The 16,151-nt window shown below is 62.7% G+C and carries 15 protein-coding genes; 6 read left to right on the forward strand and 9 right to left on the reverse strand.

Translation table 11 applies throughout. The annotated features are described in order from the left end of the window. Positions 1–80: 80 nt before the first annotated feature. The 5 genes from E8F11_RS22885 to E8F11_RS22905 all read left to right on the forward strand — a co-directional run bounded on the left by E8F11_RS22885 (position 81) and on the right by E8F11_RS22905 (position 5,310). Complete coding sequence (locus tag E8F11_RS22885; protein ID WP_280291181.1) at positions 81–1,313, forward strand: integrase arm-type DNA-binding domain-containing protein; 1,233 nt, start codon at positions 81–83, stop codon at positions 1,311–1,313. Positions 1,314–2,025: 712 nt separating this feature from the next. After that, a complete protein-coding gene (locus E8F11_RS22890; RefSeq protein ID WP_280291182.1) occupies positions 2,026–2,271 on the forward strand; it encodes a hypothetical protein in 246 nt (81 codons plus the stop codon). A 176-nt stretch (positions 2,272–2,447) separates the two neighbouring features. Next, positions 2,448–3,518, forward strand: a complete 1,071-nt coding sequence (locus tag E8F11_RS22895; RefSeq protein ID WP_280291183.1) for a bifunctional DNA primase/polymerase — start codon at positions 2,448–2,450, stop codon at positions 3,516–3,518. Beyond that, positions 3,515–4,963 (forward strand): DUF5906 domain-containing protein, encoded by a 1,449-nt coding sequence (locus E8F11_RS22900; protein ID WP_280291184.1) that lies wholly within the window; start codon positions 3,515–3,517, stop codon positions 4,961–4,963. Before E8F11_RS22895 ends, E8F11_RS22900 begins: the two co-directional genes overlap by 4 nt. Next, positions 4,960–5,310, forward strand: a complete 351-nt coding sequence (locus E8F11_RS22905) for a hypothetical protein (protein ID WP_280291185.1) — start codon at positions 4,960–4,962, stop codon at positions 5,308–5,310. The genes E8F11_RS22900 and E8F11_RS22905 overlap by 4 nt, the downstream gene beginning before the upstream one ends. Positions 5,311–5,354: 44 nt before the next feature. Here the strand turns inward: E8F11_RS22905 and E8F11_RS22910 are convergent, their stop codons facing one another. The 9 genes from E8F11_RS22910 to E8F11_RS22950 form a co-directional block, all read right to left on the reverse strand. Continuing rightward, positions 5,355–6,122, reverse strand: coding sequence for a hypothetical protein (locus E8F11_RS22910; RefSeq protein ID WP_280291186.1), 768 nt, complete (start codon positions 6,120–6,122; stop codon positions 5,355–5,357). A 511-nt stretch (positions 6,123–6,633) separates the two neighbouring features. After that, entirely contained in the window at positions 6,634–6,909 is a 276-nt protein-coding gene (locus E8F11_RS22915; protein ID WP_280291187.1) for a hypothetical protein, read from the reverse strand. Between the two features lie 10 nt (positions 6,910–6,919). After that, positions 6,920–7,885 carry a hypothetical protein gene (locus E8F11_RS22920; protein WP_280291188.1) on the reverse strand — a complete coding sequence of 322 codons (966 nt, stop codon included), beginning with the start codon at positions 7,883–7,885 and terminating at the stop codon, positions 6,920–6,922. A gap of 3 nt (positions 7,886–7,888) precedes the next feature. Continuing rightward, positions 7,889–8,503 (reverse strand): hypothetical protein, encoded by a 615-nt coding sequence (locus E8F11_RS22925; protein ID WP_280291189.1) that lies wholly within the window; start codon positions 8,501–8,503, stop codon positions 7,889–7,891. After that, positions 8,500–8,757, reverse strand: coding sequence for a hypothetical protein (locus E8F11_RS22930; protein ID WP_280291190.1), 258 nt, complete (start codon positions 8,755–8,757; stop codon positions 8,500–8,502). The genes E8F11_RS22925 and E8F11_RS22930 overlap by 4 nt, the downstream gene beginning before the upstream one ends. Continuing rightward, entirely contained in the window at positions 8,754–12,110 is a 3,357-nt protein-coding gene (locus E8F11_RS22935; protein WP_280291191.1) for a hypothetical protein, read from the reverse strand. Before E8F11_RS22935 ends, E8F11_RS22930 begins: the two co-directional genes overlap by 4 nt. A 6-nt stretch (positions 12,111–12,116) precedes the next feature. Continuing rightward, positions 12,117–13,094 (reverse strand): hypothetical protein, encoded by a 978-nt coding sequence (locus tag E8F11_RS22940; RefSeq protein ID WP_280291192.1) that lies wholly within the window; start codon positions 13,092–13,094, stop codon positions 12,117–12,119. Between the two features lie 10 nt (positions 13,095–13,104). Next, entirely contained in the window at positions 13,105–13,287 is a 183-nt protein-coding gene (locus E8F11_RS22945) for a hypothetical protein (RefSeq protein ID WP_280291193.1), read from the reverse strand. Positions 13,288–13,515: 228 nt separating this feature from the next. After that, positions 13,516–13,797 carry a hypothetical protein gene (locus E8F11_RS22950; protein ID WP_280291194.1) on the reverse strand — a complete coding sequence of 94 codons (282 nt, stop codon included), beginning with the start codon at positions 13,795–13,797 and terminating at the stop codon, positions 13,516–13,518. Positions 13,798–14,899: 1,102 nt separating this feature from the next. Here E8F11_RS22950 and mexE point away from each other — a divergent pair. Continuing rightward, complete coding sequence (mexE, locus tag E8F11_RS22955) at positions 14,900–16,141, forward strand: multidrug efflux RND transporter periplasmic adaptor subunit MexE (protein WP_280291195.1); 1,242 nt, start codon at positions 14,900–14,902, stop codon at positions 16,139–16,141. The last annotated feature ends 10 nt before the right edge of the window (positions 16,142–16,151 follow it).

Below are 16,151 nucleotides of genomic sequence, written 5' to 3' on the forward strand. Positions count from 1 at the left end.
TGGGGCTGCTGGTTGTTTTCCGTTGTTTTTGGGGGCAAGCTTGGGGGCATTGACCTTCAAAACGCAGGAGCTTGCCCCCAATGTCCAGCGCACGCGGAACACTCACAGACGCCAAAATCGGAAAGCTCAGCGAGCCCGGCAAGAAGCACAGCGACGGGACCGTGGGCGGCCTGTACCTCGAAGTCACCAAGGCCGGAAATCGACTCTGGAGACTGAAATACCGCATGGACGGTGCCGAAGGACGCTATGCCATCGGGGCCTGGCCTGAGATTGGCGTCACGGAGGCCCGCAGAATCGCGACAGAAGCGCGTGCGGGGATTGCCCGTGGTGTGAAGCCGGTTGACGCTAGGAACGCGCAGAAGGCCGCACAGGAGGCTGAGAAAGCCAGGACATTCCGGGCCGTCGCCGAGCAGTGGCTTGGACGGGAGCGCGGGCGCCTGGTGGAGCGCTCCATCACAGGCTTCGAGCAGGCGCTCACAAAGCACGTCTACCCCGCGCTGGGTGACATGCAAGTCGCAACCATCCGGCTTGAGCACATCGCTGGTGTTATCAGGAAGCTGGAGGCCGAAGGGATCACCTCCATGGCCAAGCGCGTGCGGACGATCATTCGGGCGGTGCTGGGCTATGCACAGGGATTGGGCTGGGTCGAGTCGAACGCGGCGGACGTCCGGGGCGGCGCGCTGCGCATCGAGCACCGAACCGAAAGCTATGCAGCCCTCGAAACGCCGGATGAGCTGCAGCGGTTCCTATGCACCCTGTACGCGGCAGAAGACTCCGTTGTCACGCGAGCGCTCAAGCTCCTGTTCATCCTGGCGCCGCGACCGGGCGAGCTGGCCACGATGCGCTGGGAGGATCTGTCCGACCTCGACGCCGAGTCCCCGGAATGGCGCTACACGCCAGGCAAGACGGCGCACCGTGAACGCGGCAAGCATGTGGTACCGCTGCCGCCCCAAGCGGTAGAGATCCTGCGGGCACAGCACAGCCAGCGAGTCGTGGACAGCAAGGGCCGAGGCTGGGTCTTCCCCTCCCCCAGGCGCCCCGGGCTGCCGCTTACGGGTGACAGCCTGCTCAAGGCGATACGCCGGCTGGGATTCGAATCCACGGCACATGGCGCCAGAGCGTGCTTCCGCTCCATCGCACATGAGCACCTGGGCGCAGATTGGGTGGTTCTGGAGCTGCACCTGTCGCACAGGATGCCCGGCCCGCTGGGAGCCGCATACGCAAGGGCACAGCTCCTGCCGCAGCGGCGGGAGGTTGTTCAGCGCTGGGCGTGTTATCTGGATGAGCTTCGGGCAAAGGGCCAGGCGGCGTGACACACAGCGTCGGATGGGTGGTGGCACAGTGCCATTTTTCCAGCCTGCAGCACAGCGCCTATGAGCCTATGCGCTATGAACCCCCCCTCAAACTCTATAGAAACCCTATATTCCTTATTCTCACCAATCTTAAATATAGGGTAATAGGGTAATAACAATCTCAATCCCTGTGCTCTAGCTCGGGCTTTTCAGCCTATGAACCCTGCGCCCGGCGTGCCTCATAAATTATGAGCTACCCCGCATAACAAACCGTTTGAGCTCCCAATAACTTCGCCGCTACGCAAACGGTATTTAGTTAAAAATAATTAAAATCTGCCGTTTTAACTCTAAAATCAGCCCAATTATGAAGGGGGGTTCATAGGCTCATAGCGATTCTATGAGCCCCAAGCAGCCAATTCCCCAAGCCTCCCGGACCCACTTCAGCCGCCCTTAAGTTCCAATCCCGCCCCGGTCCACCCCTCCACAAGTTGCCACCCGGATTTATTTTGGTGGCAAAAGAACTGTGCACTTCATGTATCCCAGGCGCTCGCTGTGCCTGCAGAAGTCGCCGCCTGGATACTGCACTTTTCAAGCCTTTTTCGCGATCCCACACAAATTATCGCACCGCAATGTGAAAACCCTTCCCAACAATCGAGGCCGGCGTATATTCCGACCCCAAGCGGTAAGCCGCTAGAAAGTTGAACCAGATACAACTAGTGCGAGGGTCGAAAACATGAACAAGCCAGAGTCCACTGCGAATGTCAGTCCGGCTTTCCTGAGAAGGAAGCAAGTTTGCGAGAAAGTCGGCGTCGGCCCGAACTTGCTTGAGGCGTTGATGGCAACTCGTGGGTTCCCCCAGCCGATACCCGCCACCACTGTGCGTAAGAGCGGCCGGCCATCGGTGCAGCTTTGGGTTAATCAGCAGGTAGACGCCTGGCTTGCGGAGTTCTGCACCAACCAGACTGAGGCCAGCGCCTGAGACTGCACCAGTAGCGGCGCTGCGTTGATACCGCCCACTAGGTAGGACAGGCGCTGCGCCTACCAAACAAAGAAAAAGCCCCGGAGGTACGAGCTCACAAGGCTTTTATAAGAACGATGCCTGCCCCGTAGAAAAACCTGTGATCCCTGCCGTCTGTGGAGGGGGCTGGATCGCAGATGGACAACTCCATCGGGGGCATCCTCATGTTTTGTAATAATGTAACACTTTCACCCAATCAGCAAGCGCAGCCCGACGACTCGCCCGCACGAACTCTTGTGCTTCCGCTCGACCTGTTCCGCGGGGCGGACGACAACCGCGCGGCTGCGGCGATCTACCTGGGTCACCGCTTGGTGTGTATCCCGCTGGTAGCCCAATCGAAACAGCCAGTGATGCGCTTCAAGCACCTGAGCGGCTTCGACACGTTCGATGAAGTGCCAGCGGGTGACCTGATGACGGCACAAATCCCCTGGCGTTACGACCCGAGGCTGGGCATCGGCGTCCTGTTGCGACCCTCGGGCTTGGTGGTCATCGACTGCGACAGTTCCGCAGCGGTGGCCGAAGCCATCGCCAACACCCCGGAACCCTGTAACAACATCGTGCGCACGTCCAAAGGCGCGCACCTGTACTACTACCGGCCCGCGCATTGCCCGTCGGCTCGCGCCATCCAGAAAGGCAGCAGCCAGGCCATCGACGTGCTGGCCGATGGCTTCACCGTGGCGCCGCCGTCCCTGCATCCCTCCGGGAACCAATATGAGTGGCTGTGTGCCGGCACCCTGCAGCCGGCACCGGAATGGGCTGTTGGCCTGCTCATGGCCGCCCATGCACGCCATGTGGAAGCGGTCGCCCTGGACAGCAATAGCGTCATGCAGGCGTTCCCCAACACCGCCGAAGACGCCGCCTGCCTGCTCGATGTGCTGCGCTTCCGTGATCCCAAGACCGCCGACCTGCTGTCGGTGCCGGGCATGGTGCAGCACTATCCGGACCGCTCCCGCTGCCTGTGGCTGGCCATCAACACACTGCGCCGGCTCACCCAAACCGATGCGGGCGTACCGCCACGCAAGATGGCGGCGCTGCGTGCCAGGGCACCGGAACTCAGTGATGAGTCGATAGCCAAGGTGATCTGGTTCGGCGCCTTGGGCAGTCAGGATCTGGCCGAGAAACCCAAGGCCAAGGGCTGGCAATGGTTCTGTGACGAGATAGCACGGGCGCGGGCCATGGCCCTGCCTGAGCAGGGGGAACAACAATGAGCGCCGCAGTCACCCCCGCCATGGGCGTGGACGTAATGAAACAGCGCATGGAGCAAGCGCTTATGGACGTATCCGACCGGTTCTTCTTGTTCGCCAGCGATCGGGATCCGCAAGCCGTCGAATATGCAACGGGCAAACACTTCTCGAAGGGGTCTTTCAAGGCGCTGGACCTTGAAATCCCAGACGTTCAGGTTGGGACTCATGCCAATGGCAGCCCGAGGTATATGGATGCCCAAGACTTTTGGTGGGAACACAAGGGCTACCCCAAGCGCGTCGTCACAGCGATGACCTTTGAGCCCTTGCCGCATGTCGGGGCGGACGGCAAGCAAATCGAAGACGACAGAATGTCGCCCACCTACAACATGTGGTTTCGGCTGCGCGAAGGCATGGTGAAGCCGGACCTGAGTGCGACAAGCGCGGATATCGAACCTTTCACCCGATTCCTGGGGCGCCTGGCTGGTGGCGCGCGGGATGAAGGCGGGGTCGGCCTTAAAGCGCTGCTGTGCTGGACGGCTTCGCTCTACCTGAGGCCACACATAAAGATCCTCCACGTGCCTGTGCTGCACAGTCCAGAAGAGGGCGTCGGCAAATCGGCGTTCATCGAACTACTGCGGGCGATGTTGGGTAGCGGACTGGTCAACTCAGTCGAGGGCGCCGCGCTCAAGTCGAAGTTTCAAAGCTCCCTGTGGCCATACCTTGTCGTCGGAGTGAATGAGGTGTCTGCCGTCCGCGACCCCGACACCGCCGGGCGCTTGAAGACACTCATCACTGACCCGTTCATGCGCATCGAGGTCAAGCAAGTCACCGCCCACGACAACGTGCCGAACTACTTGCAGTTCGTCTACACCTCGAACGATCTGAATTGCGTGGCGCTGAGTGGAATTGGTGAACGTCGCCACTTGATTCTGGCTTGCGATGAAACGCCGATGACGCCGGCTGACTACCGAGCAATCGTCGGGTGGATGCAGAACGGCGGCGCTGCCAAGGTGGCGGGCGTGCTCGTGAAGACGTTCGGCTACGACGGCAAAGGGTTCGAATCCATCGGCTGGGATGCCAAGGCGCGGCCGCCAGTCACTGACGCCAAGCTGGACATGTTTGAGGAGTCCATGAGTCCCCTGGCCAAGTTCATCAAGGCCAAGATCGACCGCCGGGAAAAGCCGTTCGAGAAAGACCTGGGCGACATAGATGACCTTGTGCAGATCCTCAGCCTCGATAGCCAAGCGGTGCTAGCCGCGCAAAAACTCACGGTCAATAAAGACACCCTGCCCCCCGCGTTGAGGCAAGCCGGCGTGACGCACATCCGCACCAGCCGCGTGAAGGGTTACGCCCACTGGTGTTGGCGTAACGCCGCGGAGTGGGGCAAGAAAACGCCGCAGGAACGACGGGACCACGCTGCCAGGCCAGGCGCGTCTCTCCATGCAATCGAAGGGGGCAAGCAGCCATGAGTAAGGTCATCGACTTCACGGCGGCGCAGCTGCGCAAGGCGTATGCCCGCCAGGACCGGACGGGCGAAGCCATCTGGTGCAAGCCAGGCTCGCCCATGGAAGAACTGGCCGCGCAGGATCCGAATGTGCGCTTCATCGATGGCGACTTCATCAACCAGCACATGGCGCAGCTGACGCTTGGTCAGCAACGGTTCGTCGCTGGCATCGCCCAGCTGAGGGCGCTGAACACGTTCGGTTACTGCACTGAAGATATCTGGTACGCACTGCTTGAGCAGTTCTTCAAGGACGTGGACGCGGGCCTCATCGAGATACCGCCAGCGCACGGGTGCGCCGAGTTGGAGAGGTGACCCGGGATGACCATGTGCATCCTTCGCCGGGTGCACAGGGGCGCTCACCCGAACCTTTTGCCAGCCTCCTTAAGGATGCTGTCGCAGTGAAGGTCTATCGCTTCAAACAGCTGAAGAACGTTCCAGTCGTTCTGAACAGCCAGATAGGCACGGAAGCTACCTGTGATTGCCGTTGCCACGTCCAGGCCGTCAAGGTCAGCGAAAAACCGAATCACTTCTGTGCCGACTACGACATGCTGTGGTAGTTCAAACCACTCCCCCCGGAGCTCCTGGCCCGAAGTGTTGACGTAGTTAGCTTTCAATGCCCGAGCAATCACCGGGGTCAGGACTCTATGCTTGTCGTGGTTTGACAGCACATTGAGCCCTTCCAGTGGGGTGTATGAGTCATCGGTCGTGTCAAAGCTGAACGGCTGGTACTTCTCTACAAAGGCCGCGTCATCCAAGGAAACGAACCTGAAGCCTTTCTTCCCCCACTTGTCCGATTCCTTAAGTATGGGGAACTGAATTGACGGTGCCTCTTCGTCGGTAGGCTCGCGCCCAAGGTTGTGCGTCGCCAGCTGCCACCACAAGTAATCCAGTGCACATCGGTAGTTGTGCGCTATGTCACCGATGATCAATCCGAGATCCTGCGGCAGGCTGGGGAGTGCCGTGATCCTGACCGATATGCAGCCCCTCTCGTGGTCTGCGTGGTTCTCGATTGGTATGTCGAGCTCATACCCGTCTAGGAACTCACCGAGGCTTTCATAGATCCCAGACAGCAACTGCCTGGCCCTTTCCACCTTCAGCCAAGACTCTCTTGTAGAGAACGCCATCCGCCACCCTCCTTATCCCGGCTCCATGCCGGTGCGCCACTAATACGCCAGCTCAGCCGAAGGCGCCACCCAAAACGAAGGGGCCTTGATCGGCCCCGTCATTACGCTGTAATCCGCCCGTCACCTACAGCAACGCACGTATACGTGATTGCTAAGCTCGAATTGTCCTCCCCCAAGGACAGTTGCCGTCGCGGAATCGTTATGCCCGTTTCGAGGTCCGCGTTGGCATCTCTTGCTGAAGTAACCTTCCGCCACGGCGCATGTGCTCGCAGCCGTGGCGGCTCTTTTCACGTCAGCCCTGCATGGCGACTAGAATTGTATGGTTAGCCCCATGGCGCAAGTGGGGCTTTCGACTGGCGCGGCATTTCCCTCCCTCATGCGATAGCTCGCAGGCCGCGCCAGCCGCTTTTTCCAGTGCGCGCCAACTAGACTTTCAGTAATGGCCCCGGTGAAAGGCCACCTGGCCGCCGCAGTATAGGAACCCCATCGCTGCGGCGGCCCTTGTTGTGCCTCACACCCGCAGCTCGGCCTCCAGCATACGGCGAACCTCGCCCGGCTCGTGTTTCTCGCTCAGCAGGTAGGCACCAACGCGAATCCCGTGCAGCAACTGCCGCCGTCTCGCACGGGTGGCAGGGTCGCCGCTGAGTTCCAGCTTGAGCTGGAGTTCACGCAGCGTGTTCTCCAGCACCTGGGCCCGCACCGCCAGGGCGTCACGCCGCGTGGTGCCGCGTGTTTTGTTGCCCCGGCGATTGTCGCCCTGCGGCCGGGCTTCGGCGTCAGCTTCCATGGCACACCCCCTACTTGAAGAAGCGGGGTTTGTGCTGCGCGGCGAGCTGGCTCCAGTAGGCATCGAACTCAGTGTCACTCATCGCCGCCAACTGCTCTGTAGTGATATCGCCCGGAGCACCGCCGGCATTGCCCAGATTGGAAGGGGCTGGCCGGTACGCCGCAGGGGCTGCCGCAGGCCGGGCCTGGCGTTGTGCTGGTGCACCGCTGCCTTGCCAGCCACGGGCCAGGGCACGGGAATACAGCCATTGCACCGGACTGACGCCTTGCGCCCTGCAATGCTGCGTCGCCTGGCCAAGCGCGACGGCCTGCACCAGTTCCAGCTGTTGCGGTGTAGCCCCTGGATACTGCGCCCGGAGCTGTTGAGTAACCTGATGCTGCAGGAAACCGACTGCCTCAACATAATCAGGTTGACGGCTGGCGAAATCGGCTTCTTCGGCCTGGATCGATTCCCCGATCTGGGCCAGTTCGGCGCGAACCTGCTGTATCTGCACCGCCTGCTGTTGTGCCTGGACCTGGGCCTGCTGGCCGGCCTGGATCTGTTCCAACCGCTGCGCGAATTGTTCACGCAAAGCCGCTACGTGACCTTCGGGGTCTTCCGAGAAACTCGGAATCGCAGCCTCGGCGGCCGCCCGCTGCGCGGCTTGCTGCTGCGCCTGCAGGTGCTGGGCGAACTGCGCCAGCTGCTGCTCCACAGCCGCGCGCTGCTGACGTGCCTGTTCCAGCTGCGCCTGTGCCTCCTGGCGCTTGGCGCGCTCTTCCTTCAACGCACCCAGTGGTACCTGGCGTTGGGTGTCGTGGTGCCGGTCGTAGTCCTCGACGTCGCCGGCCAGGTCGTCAGGCACCGGGGCGCCGTCGTACGCAATATCATCGTCAGTGAGGCCCACGGTGCCGGTGATTTCGGCGGCCCAGCTGCTTTCGATTGGGGTTTCTTCCGACTGGAAATCATCGGACCCGAGAACGTCATCGAGAGACATTTGTCATTTCCTCTTGGAGGTTTTGCGGGTGGCGTAGATGGGCGCGGCGGACTGGGCCAGCAGAGTTTCGATGCTGACGTCAGGCGTAGCCTCCGGGGCCGCTGGCGTGGATTCCTGGGCGACTTCGACTACAGGCACAGCCTGTGCCGGGGCGTTGCCGTAGCGCGCCTGGAGGGCGGCGGCGCCGGCCTGGGCGCTCTGGCGCGCGGCCTTCTTCTGCATGGCTTCGGATAGCTCGGCCTGGAGCTTGGCCACCTTGTTCCGGTGTTCGAGGAACGCTTTGTATTCGGCGACTTCCGCATCACTCAATGGCGTGCGTGTGATCTGCACCGTGGACCAACTGGAAACTCTGCCGGTCCGTATCTTCAAGCGTTCGGCGCGGGCGATCTTGATCAGGTTGTCCAGCATCCATGCTTCCGCAAGAAGCGCGGAACCGGTGACGAAGGACAACGTAGGTGGCGGATCAAGCAAGTCGTTGATCGGCACAAGAGGCGCCTTCAGCTTCACGGCAAAGCCACCGTCCGCTGTCGGTTCGATGCTGCCCCTGGTGAAATCTACGGCGTTGAAATCCGCGTCCTTCCGGAGCTGTGCAAGCTGCGCAATGTCGTACATGGTCATGCCCCCTCTTTGAGTTCGGCCAGCTGCGCTTTCAATCGCTCAAGCTCGGCGTCCCGTTTTTGCTTCATGCGCCCCGGCTCGCGACGTTGCTGGGCCTCCAATCGCGACAAACTCTCCCGGGCTGCATGCCAGGCTTGCTGTGCCTTGGGCAGTTCGTCGCGCAGGAATTCGGCGGCCTTCTGCATTTCGTCGTACTTGGCCCGGGCGACACGCACAGCGGCGCGCGCCTGGTCGATCTGTTCTTGCCTGGTCATTTGCGGGCACTCCTGACGATTTTCGGTAGAAGTTTCATCTTCACGGCGTCGCGGGCCTCGCGCGCCAGCTTGCTTAGCCTGTCGCGCTTCTGGTCGTCGTTCAGCCGTTTCCAGTTCGACGAAGCCATGGCCTGCCTGACCTTGTTGTGCAGGAGCCGACCGCGCAGCTGCGCCCACTCGCGCTGTAGTTCAGCGGTCAACGGGTATTCTTTCTTGGCGTTGGCGATGCTGGTTGGCACCTCGGGCGGTGCCCATCCAAGGCGGTCCACTTCAATGTCGAGCGGATCGTTGGACGCCTCGGACGAGCGCACACCGCCGATCATGTAGGCGAGGCCCTGGGCGGGGTTGCGCACCGGGCGGCCGAACATGTCGAGCTTTTCGGACAGCTGCTGACGCAAGCCGGGAGTGCGATACATGATCGATTCAGTCAGCCCCTCGGGTTGGCGCATGTAAGGATCTGCTGCGCTGGCGGCCTGACTGAGGATGGAGAGCGGCTGCACAAGGCTGGCGCCGAGGCGGGTGCCGAATCCGGCGCCGTACTGCTCCGGCCTGCTGAGCGCATTTAGAAAATCGTTGAGCCCGCGCATGAAACTCTTCTGCAAAATGTTCTGGTAGAAGGTGCCCATCACCTGGCCGGCGACCTCTGCGGCGTCCTTGTGCGTGGTGTCCATCCGGGTCAAATCCGTGGCAAGACCTAACCAACTGGAAAACGGCTCCAGTCGCTGATAGCTGACCCAGCGATCCCCGATCCGCACACTGAAGGGCTGCTTGCCGCTGTTGTAGAAGGCTTCACGCTCTTTCTCATCCGATGGTGCACTGCCTGTCAGCTGTCCCGTTGCGGCCATCTGCGCGGCCACGGCAACCATGCTCGCAGCCGTCAGCACACGGGCAACGGCCTGCTCCTGGCGTGCCTGACCATGCTTGCCGCGAAACTCTTCGTAGGTTTCACGTCGGGCAAGATCACCCGTGACGGTGTGCACTATGTTGCTGGGAGTTCTGGTGAAGGGCGCGAGCAACCCGAGTATGGGCATCCGCTGCTTGGCGACTTGGAACCCTTGCACAAGGGCGCCGGCCTTGCTGTTGAAGGTCATCCGCGCGGCGTGGCGGCCAGCATCCTCGATAATTTCCGGGGTCGGGTTCGCGTAGAGCTGCTGGGTGCGACCCTGCACAGTTACGCCAGCCGGCAGCTTGCCGTCGCGCTTCTCGGCAAGCGCTGTCCGGTGCGCCGAGGCGTAGCGTTCTGCACCCGCGTTGATCGTCCCGAAGAGGCTGTCGCCAGCAGCCAGGGCTCGGAATGGAATGCCGAACATGCGCTGCATCTTGGGGGCATTGGGATCCGCAGACAGGCCAACGCTGGTCTGGATATCGTCCAAGTTCACTGACATGACATTCTGCGATTCGCCGGTCTGCCAGCCTTTGGTGGCGGCCCGTAGCCCGTCCAGCACAGAGCCTGCCAGGCCCGCCGTGTAGGCGTTCGCTTCGCCAAAGGTGGTGGCACCGGGCAAACCTACAGCGCGCTTGGCCGTGCCGATGCCTGCCGCGACATAGCGCTGACCAACGCCCAAGGGCAGCATGCCGAGGTTCCCGACAAAGTTGGCGGTGTGGGTTCCCAGACCAGTCAGGAGGGCGCTACGCCAGTAAAAATCGATAAGGCCAGGCCCACCTTTCAACACCTTGCCCGCGCCCTTGAGTCCGCCGGCCTTGATGGCTTCACCCAATGCACCGGCTAGCTTGTCCACGTTATCGGCGCCGCCGGCTTTCTCCAGTGCCTTGGCGATATCACTCGCCTGGCCGAGGTTCGGCGTCCGGCGGAGAGCGGCTAATGCGCGGCCCGCTTCCGCGCGCGTGGCCATCAGTGCACTGGCTGCCCGGCGATAGTCGTCGATGTGCTCGACAAACAGTGCCTTGTCAGCGTCGGTCGCCTGGCGGTTGGCTATGCGCTGCTGTAGATCCAGGATGGAAGCCAGGCGGTTGCGCACAAGGTCAGTGCCGGCAAAGATCTGCTCGGCGTTCCAAGTCTGGCCTATCTGGTGCGTGAGCGATTGGGCCTTCGCGCCCTCCAAGCCAATCAAATCGGCGAGCTTGCGCTGCTCATCCAGGGGGAGAACACCACGACGCCGGGCTTCGATGTCGGCTTCACTCGGGCGCAGCAGGTCGAGCGTCTGGGTGCGTTGCTCGCCCTGGACACCAAGCTTGTCCAGCAGCGGGGAAATGTCCTGCGAGGCTGCGAATGGAATCGCCGGGCTCGGGGCTGGTTGAGCAAGGGCCGGCGCCGGGGCTGCGGGCGCGCTGGCGGCTTGCTGCGGTGCCATGGGTGCCGAAGGTACAGCCTGCGCTTGCGCCTGCTGTATGGGCTGCTGGGTGACCAGATCGGGCGCTTGCACAGGTTGGCCAACGGCAGGGCGACGAAGGCCAGCTGCGCCCCCCATCAGGCCGCCGACGACACCGCCCATAGCAGCGGCTTGGCCTACACCTTCCATGGGCTGGCGGCCCTGGGCGATGTTGCCAAGCACCTGTTCCTGGGCTGACTGCGAAAGCTCTTCTATCGACTCGATACCGGCCCCGGCAAGCACTCGGTTAACCAGGCCCTTCGCCACGTTCACGCCATCAACGCCGGCTAGCTGGGCGTCGATATCAGCGATGCCCATGGCACGGCCGAGGCGAGCCCCGGCGGCACCGAGCAGGCCCGTTAGCGCACCGGCACCGACAGCTAGACCAGCCTGGCCTGCGGTCAATCCGCCCGTGGTTTGCCTCGTTTGTTCGGCCTGTTGGCCAGCACTGACGGCGCCCTCGCCGATGCCGGCGGCTGCAATGGCAGGTACGGCACGGCCGGCGAGCTGACCAGCTGCGACAACGCCACGGCCTACGCCACCACCCAACAGCATCGAGGGTGCAGCCTGGGCCAGGGCTTCGGTTATCAGACGCGGATTGCCCAGCACGGATTGGATGGTGCCGGTAAAACCTTGCGCCTGTTCCAGTTCGCGGCGTGCCTGCTGCAGTTCGGGCGTGTCCTGCTGGTTCAGGCGTGCATCGGCCTGGCGCGGATTGTAGTAGCCGGACTGTTCGGCAAGCTGGCCAGCTGCACCACCGGACAGAATGTCGGCAATGCCGACCCCGGCTTGAGCTGCACCACCTACGCCACGCAACAGGCCGCGCCCAACATCGCCGAGGGCGGTCGGCGCGTGATCCTGCGTCATGGTCTGCGGCAGTTGGTGACGGCCTACACGCTGGACGCCCTGCGGTTGCACAAGGGCATCATCCGCTTCGTCGCCAAAGCTGGACACGACGCGGGCCGGTGCCTGGGGCATGCTCACTGCATCGTCGTCACTGTCGCCGAAGCTGCTGATGGCCATGATCGTTTAGCTCCGGCCCTTGGCTTTCTTGGTGAAGATGCCGCCGTTTTTCGGGTCGACGTACAACGCACCTACGGGCAGCGCGTCGTACTCGGCCTGAGTCTTCGGGGTGGCCGGGGCGTTGGCATCGGCAGCGGATACTGCAGGCCGCTTGGGAGTGACGGAGCCTGCACCAGCCATTGGCAGCGCCTGACTACCAGGCTGGTCAGTGGCTTGCGGCGGGGCCGGCCGTTGGCTGGGGATGTAGTTGGCCATGGGCGCCGATCCCGGGAGGCCGGGCACAGCGGGGCCAGGGCCAGCGTTCACGTCGGGCACGTCCTGGCCTTCGGTCGGAACGTTGTTCAGGATCTCGTCTAGCGGGTCGGCCTTAGCCTGGCTGCGGCTGAAGGGGGTGCCGAAGGGTTCGTATTTGCCGGTCTGAGGGTTGAACTTGTGGCGTTGTATCCGGCCATCGGCCAGGGGTTCGTCGAGGGTCTGGCGCATGCTAGGTGCCTTCTGCCCCTGTGCACCGCCGGCCTGCTGGGCGCGTTGCCGGGCCAGGTCCAAGCGTTGCTGCTGCATGTCGAGCTGGGCGTCACGATGTGCCTGCGCGTTGCCGGCGTTCTGCGCGGAAATGACCTGCTGTGGCTCAGCACCGTACTGCGCCATGGCACGGGCCAGCGGGCCCAGCTGTTCAAGGAACGATGGATCCTGCATACGACGCTGCAAGTCCGCATTGCGCTGGGCTTCCACCTGGCGGGCCTCCATGGCGGCGCGCTGCTGGTCCACGAGCACCTGGCGGTATTGCTGCATCTGCTGCGCCTGGAGCTGGGCCTGGCGCTGGTCCATGAACCCGCCGGCAGCTTGTGCCAGGCGCTGGCCGGTGGACATTTGCTGGGCTTGCGGGCCCCCAGCTTGGAGCAGTTGCAAACCAAGCATCAGCCTGGGGTCACCCAGCATCTTGTCGAGCGTTTCGGGATTCAGCATCTGTGCGAGCGTTGCCATGGTGGTGACCTCAATGGAGCGTGTGGATGCCGGTGTTGCGCTCATGCACGGCCCAGAGCAACGCCGCGCTAAAGCTTTCTTCGGCGGTGGTCGGTTGGCACAACACGTTGGTAAATCCGTACATGGCCAGCATGTCCGGCAGCGGCTTATCGTTCAGGGCGGCCAAGGCATCGGCCAGGGGCGAGTCACTCATGGCGCTGGTCCTCGGGGGCTGACTGATCAGGAGGGGTATCTAGAGGTTGGCCGCAGGTAGGGCACCGTCCGCACCTGGGGCAGATGACCTGCTGCGGCCCGGCGGCGAAGTAGTCGCGCAGGTCCACCCGCAGGGTCTTACCGGAAACCGTCTTGTACGGCAGGCCCTCGGGGGGTACGGGCCACTGAGGTGGCTCCGGCTTCGGCACGGGCTTATTGCGGCGGCGCATCATGGCTGTTCCCTCTTGGCCAGGCTGGCGATGGCGCACCGCAGCCGGCATTCGGCGTCACTGAGATGACTGGTGTGGCTGAGTGCGAAGTCGGCCAGTTCTTGGAGGCTGTAGTGATGGGCGGGGCGCCCGACGCCCTGGTGCACAAGCTGGGGCTGGGGTAGCTCGCCGCGGTGCAGGGTGAAGAAGCTCGGGCAGCGGTCCACCAGTTCGCACAATTCACGCGCGGTGATCGTCGCAGTGTTCGCTGCGGTGATCGTCTGGCTGTCTAGTGTGCCCATCTGGTGCCCCCTGCCGGTTCGTTCGACCGATGAAACAAGGGTATGCCTGCTATTGTAGAAATCAATCGGTCTAAATCGTTTGATCAATTATTTATTCGTTTGATCAGACGAACGGTCGTCGGTGCTGGCACGGGCTTTGAGGACGCTATGGCGGGGTGGTCGTGGCGTTATGGGTGGTTATGGGCTGCGGTATGGGCGTCTGAGGGGGCGGGAAACTAGCGGCGGGTGCACAGCCGCTGGATAAATTTAGGCGGCGATTGAAGGCGGAATTTTAAGCGGCGCAGCGTCTAGCACTGGGGTTGTCACGGATTGGGATTCTGCAAACGTTGGGGAATTTCTTCACGGTTGGGATTTTGGAACCGTGGGGCGAGATTGGAATTTTGGTTTCACGGATTGGGATTTTGAGTGGTCTGAGTTTGGTAGGCCCCTATAGGTAGGGAGGGGCGCGGCCCAAAGCCCGGGGCCACCCCCCACCCCCCTCGCCTTTCCATCCCCCTGCCTGCGGGCGCCCCTGGCGCTGGGCGCTGTGGCTGCTGCGCCTGGATCTGCGGGCCTGGATCCTGGCTGGTCACGCTCATGCACAGCTGGAGACGGCGCAGTGCTAGGCTTTGCGGTGCGGGCCGTATTGCTGAAAAAGGTCAGAAGGTTCTGACGATAGGTCGAAGGGGAACGCCCTCTGTGCGAAAGGGGGCAAGCTTGGGGGCAAGGAAAAGCGACAAGCGGCATATACCACTCTAAAAGTACCGATCTAGAGCCTCACAACGAATTCAGTTCAGATGTATTGCGGGGATCCGGATAGTCTGGAATAGCACGGTCTCGGTTCTCGCAGGACTGTACCTCTCACTGTGGGGGCGAATTCATTCGCCAAGGGCTGCGCAGCAGCCCCGTCGGCCCTGCAGGGCAGTCCTGCGGACTGCATAGCGAATGAATTCGCCCCCACAATGCACCCTGCCCCATACCTCCCCGATCCGTCGACAATCCCACAACTCTGCCCTGATCGATCACTTCCAGTGATAGTCATCTTCAGGCCGTTCGATTCGTCTGAATCCAACCCCGCACGCAGACTCCGCCCATTCATAAAACCAATTGGCGGAGCTGTCCCATGGAAGCAATCCACAAGAATCTCTGGCGTTACCCCCTGACCCTCGCGGCGGCGGTGGTGCTGGTGGCCTGCGGCAAGGCACCGGAAGCCAACCTCTCGGCCGCGGCACCCAAGGTCAGCGTTGCCGAAGTGATCGAACAGCCCCTAAACGAATGGGACGAATTCACCGGCCGCCTGGAAGCGCCCGAATCGGTCGAGATCCGCCCTCGCGTGTCCGGCTACATCGACCGCGTGGCCTTCCACGAAGGCAGCCTGGTGAAGAAAGGCGACCTGCTGTTCCAGATCGACCCGCGCCCCTTCGAGGCCGAGGTCAAGCGCCTGGAGGCCCAGCTGCAACAGGCCCGCGCCAGCCAGAACCGCGCCGCCAATGAAGCCCGTCGCGGCGAGCGTCTGCGCCAGACCAACGCCATCTCCGCCGAACTGGCCGACGCCCGCACCACTGCCGCTGTCGAAGCCCAGGCCGCAGTGGCCGCCACCCAGGCCGAGCTGGACAACGCGCGACTGAACCTCAGCTTCACCCGCGTCACCGCCCCCATCGACGGCCGCGTCAGCCGTGCCGAGATCACCGAAGGCAATCTGGTCAACGCCGGCCAGGCGCTGCTGACCTCGGTGGTCTCTACCGACAAGGTCTATGCCTACTTCGATGCCGACGAGCGCGCGTTCCTCAAGTATGTGGAATTGGCCCGCAAGACCGGCGCCGACACCCGCGCCGCCAGCCCGGTGTACATGGGCCTGTCCAGCGAGACCGGCAACCCGCACCTGGGCCAGCTGGACTTCCTCGACAACCAGGTCAACCCGCGCACCGGCACCATCCGTGGCCGCGCCGTGTTCGACAACGAGGATGGCAAGTTCACCCCCGGCCTCTACGCCCGCATCAAGCTGGTGGGCAGCGAGACCTACCCGGCTGCGCTGATCAAGGACGAGGCGATCGGCACGGACCTCGGCAAGAAGTTCGTCCTGGTCCTCGGTGACGACAACAAGGTGAACTACCGCTCCATCGAGCTGGGGCCGAAGCTGGAAGGCCTGCGCATCGTCCGCAGCGGCCTGGCCAAGGGCGAGACCATCGTGGTCAACGGCCTGCAGCGGGCCATGCCCGGCGCGCCGGTGGAGCCGCAAGCGGTTCCGATGGCCGACGAATCCACCCTCGACCAGTTGGCGCGCCTGCGCCAATCCGTGGAAGAGCGCGAGTCACCGCGTGTGGCCGAGCGCAACGCCAAAACCTCCGTCGGCCCACGCGGCTGAGGTAGCACGC

This window comes from Pseudomonas sp. BN417, from assembly GCF_029871205.1.
Lineage (GTDB): Bacteria > Pseudomonadota > Gammaproteobacteria > Pseudomonadales > Pseudomonadaceae > Metapseudomonas.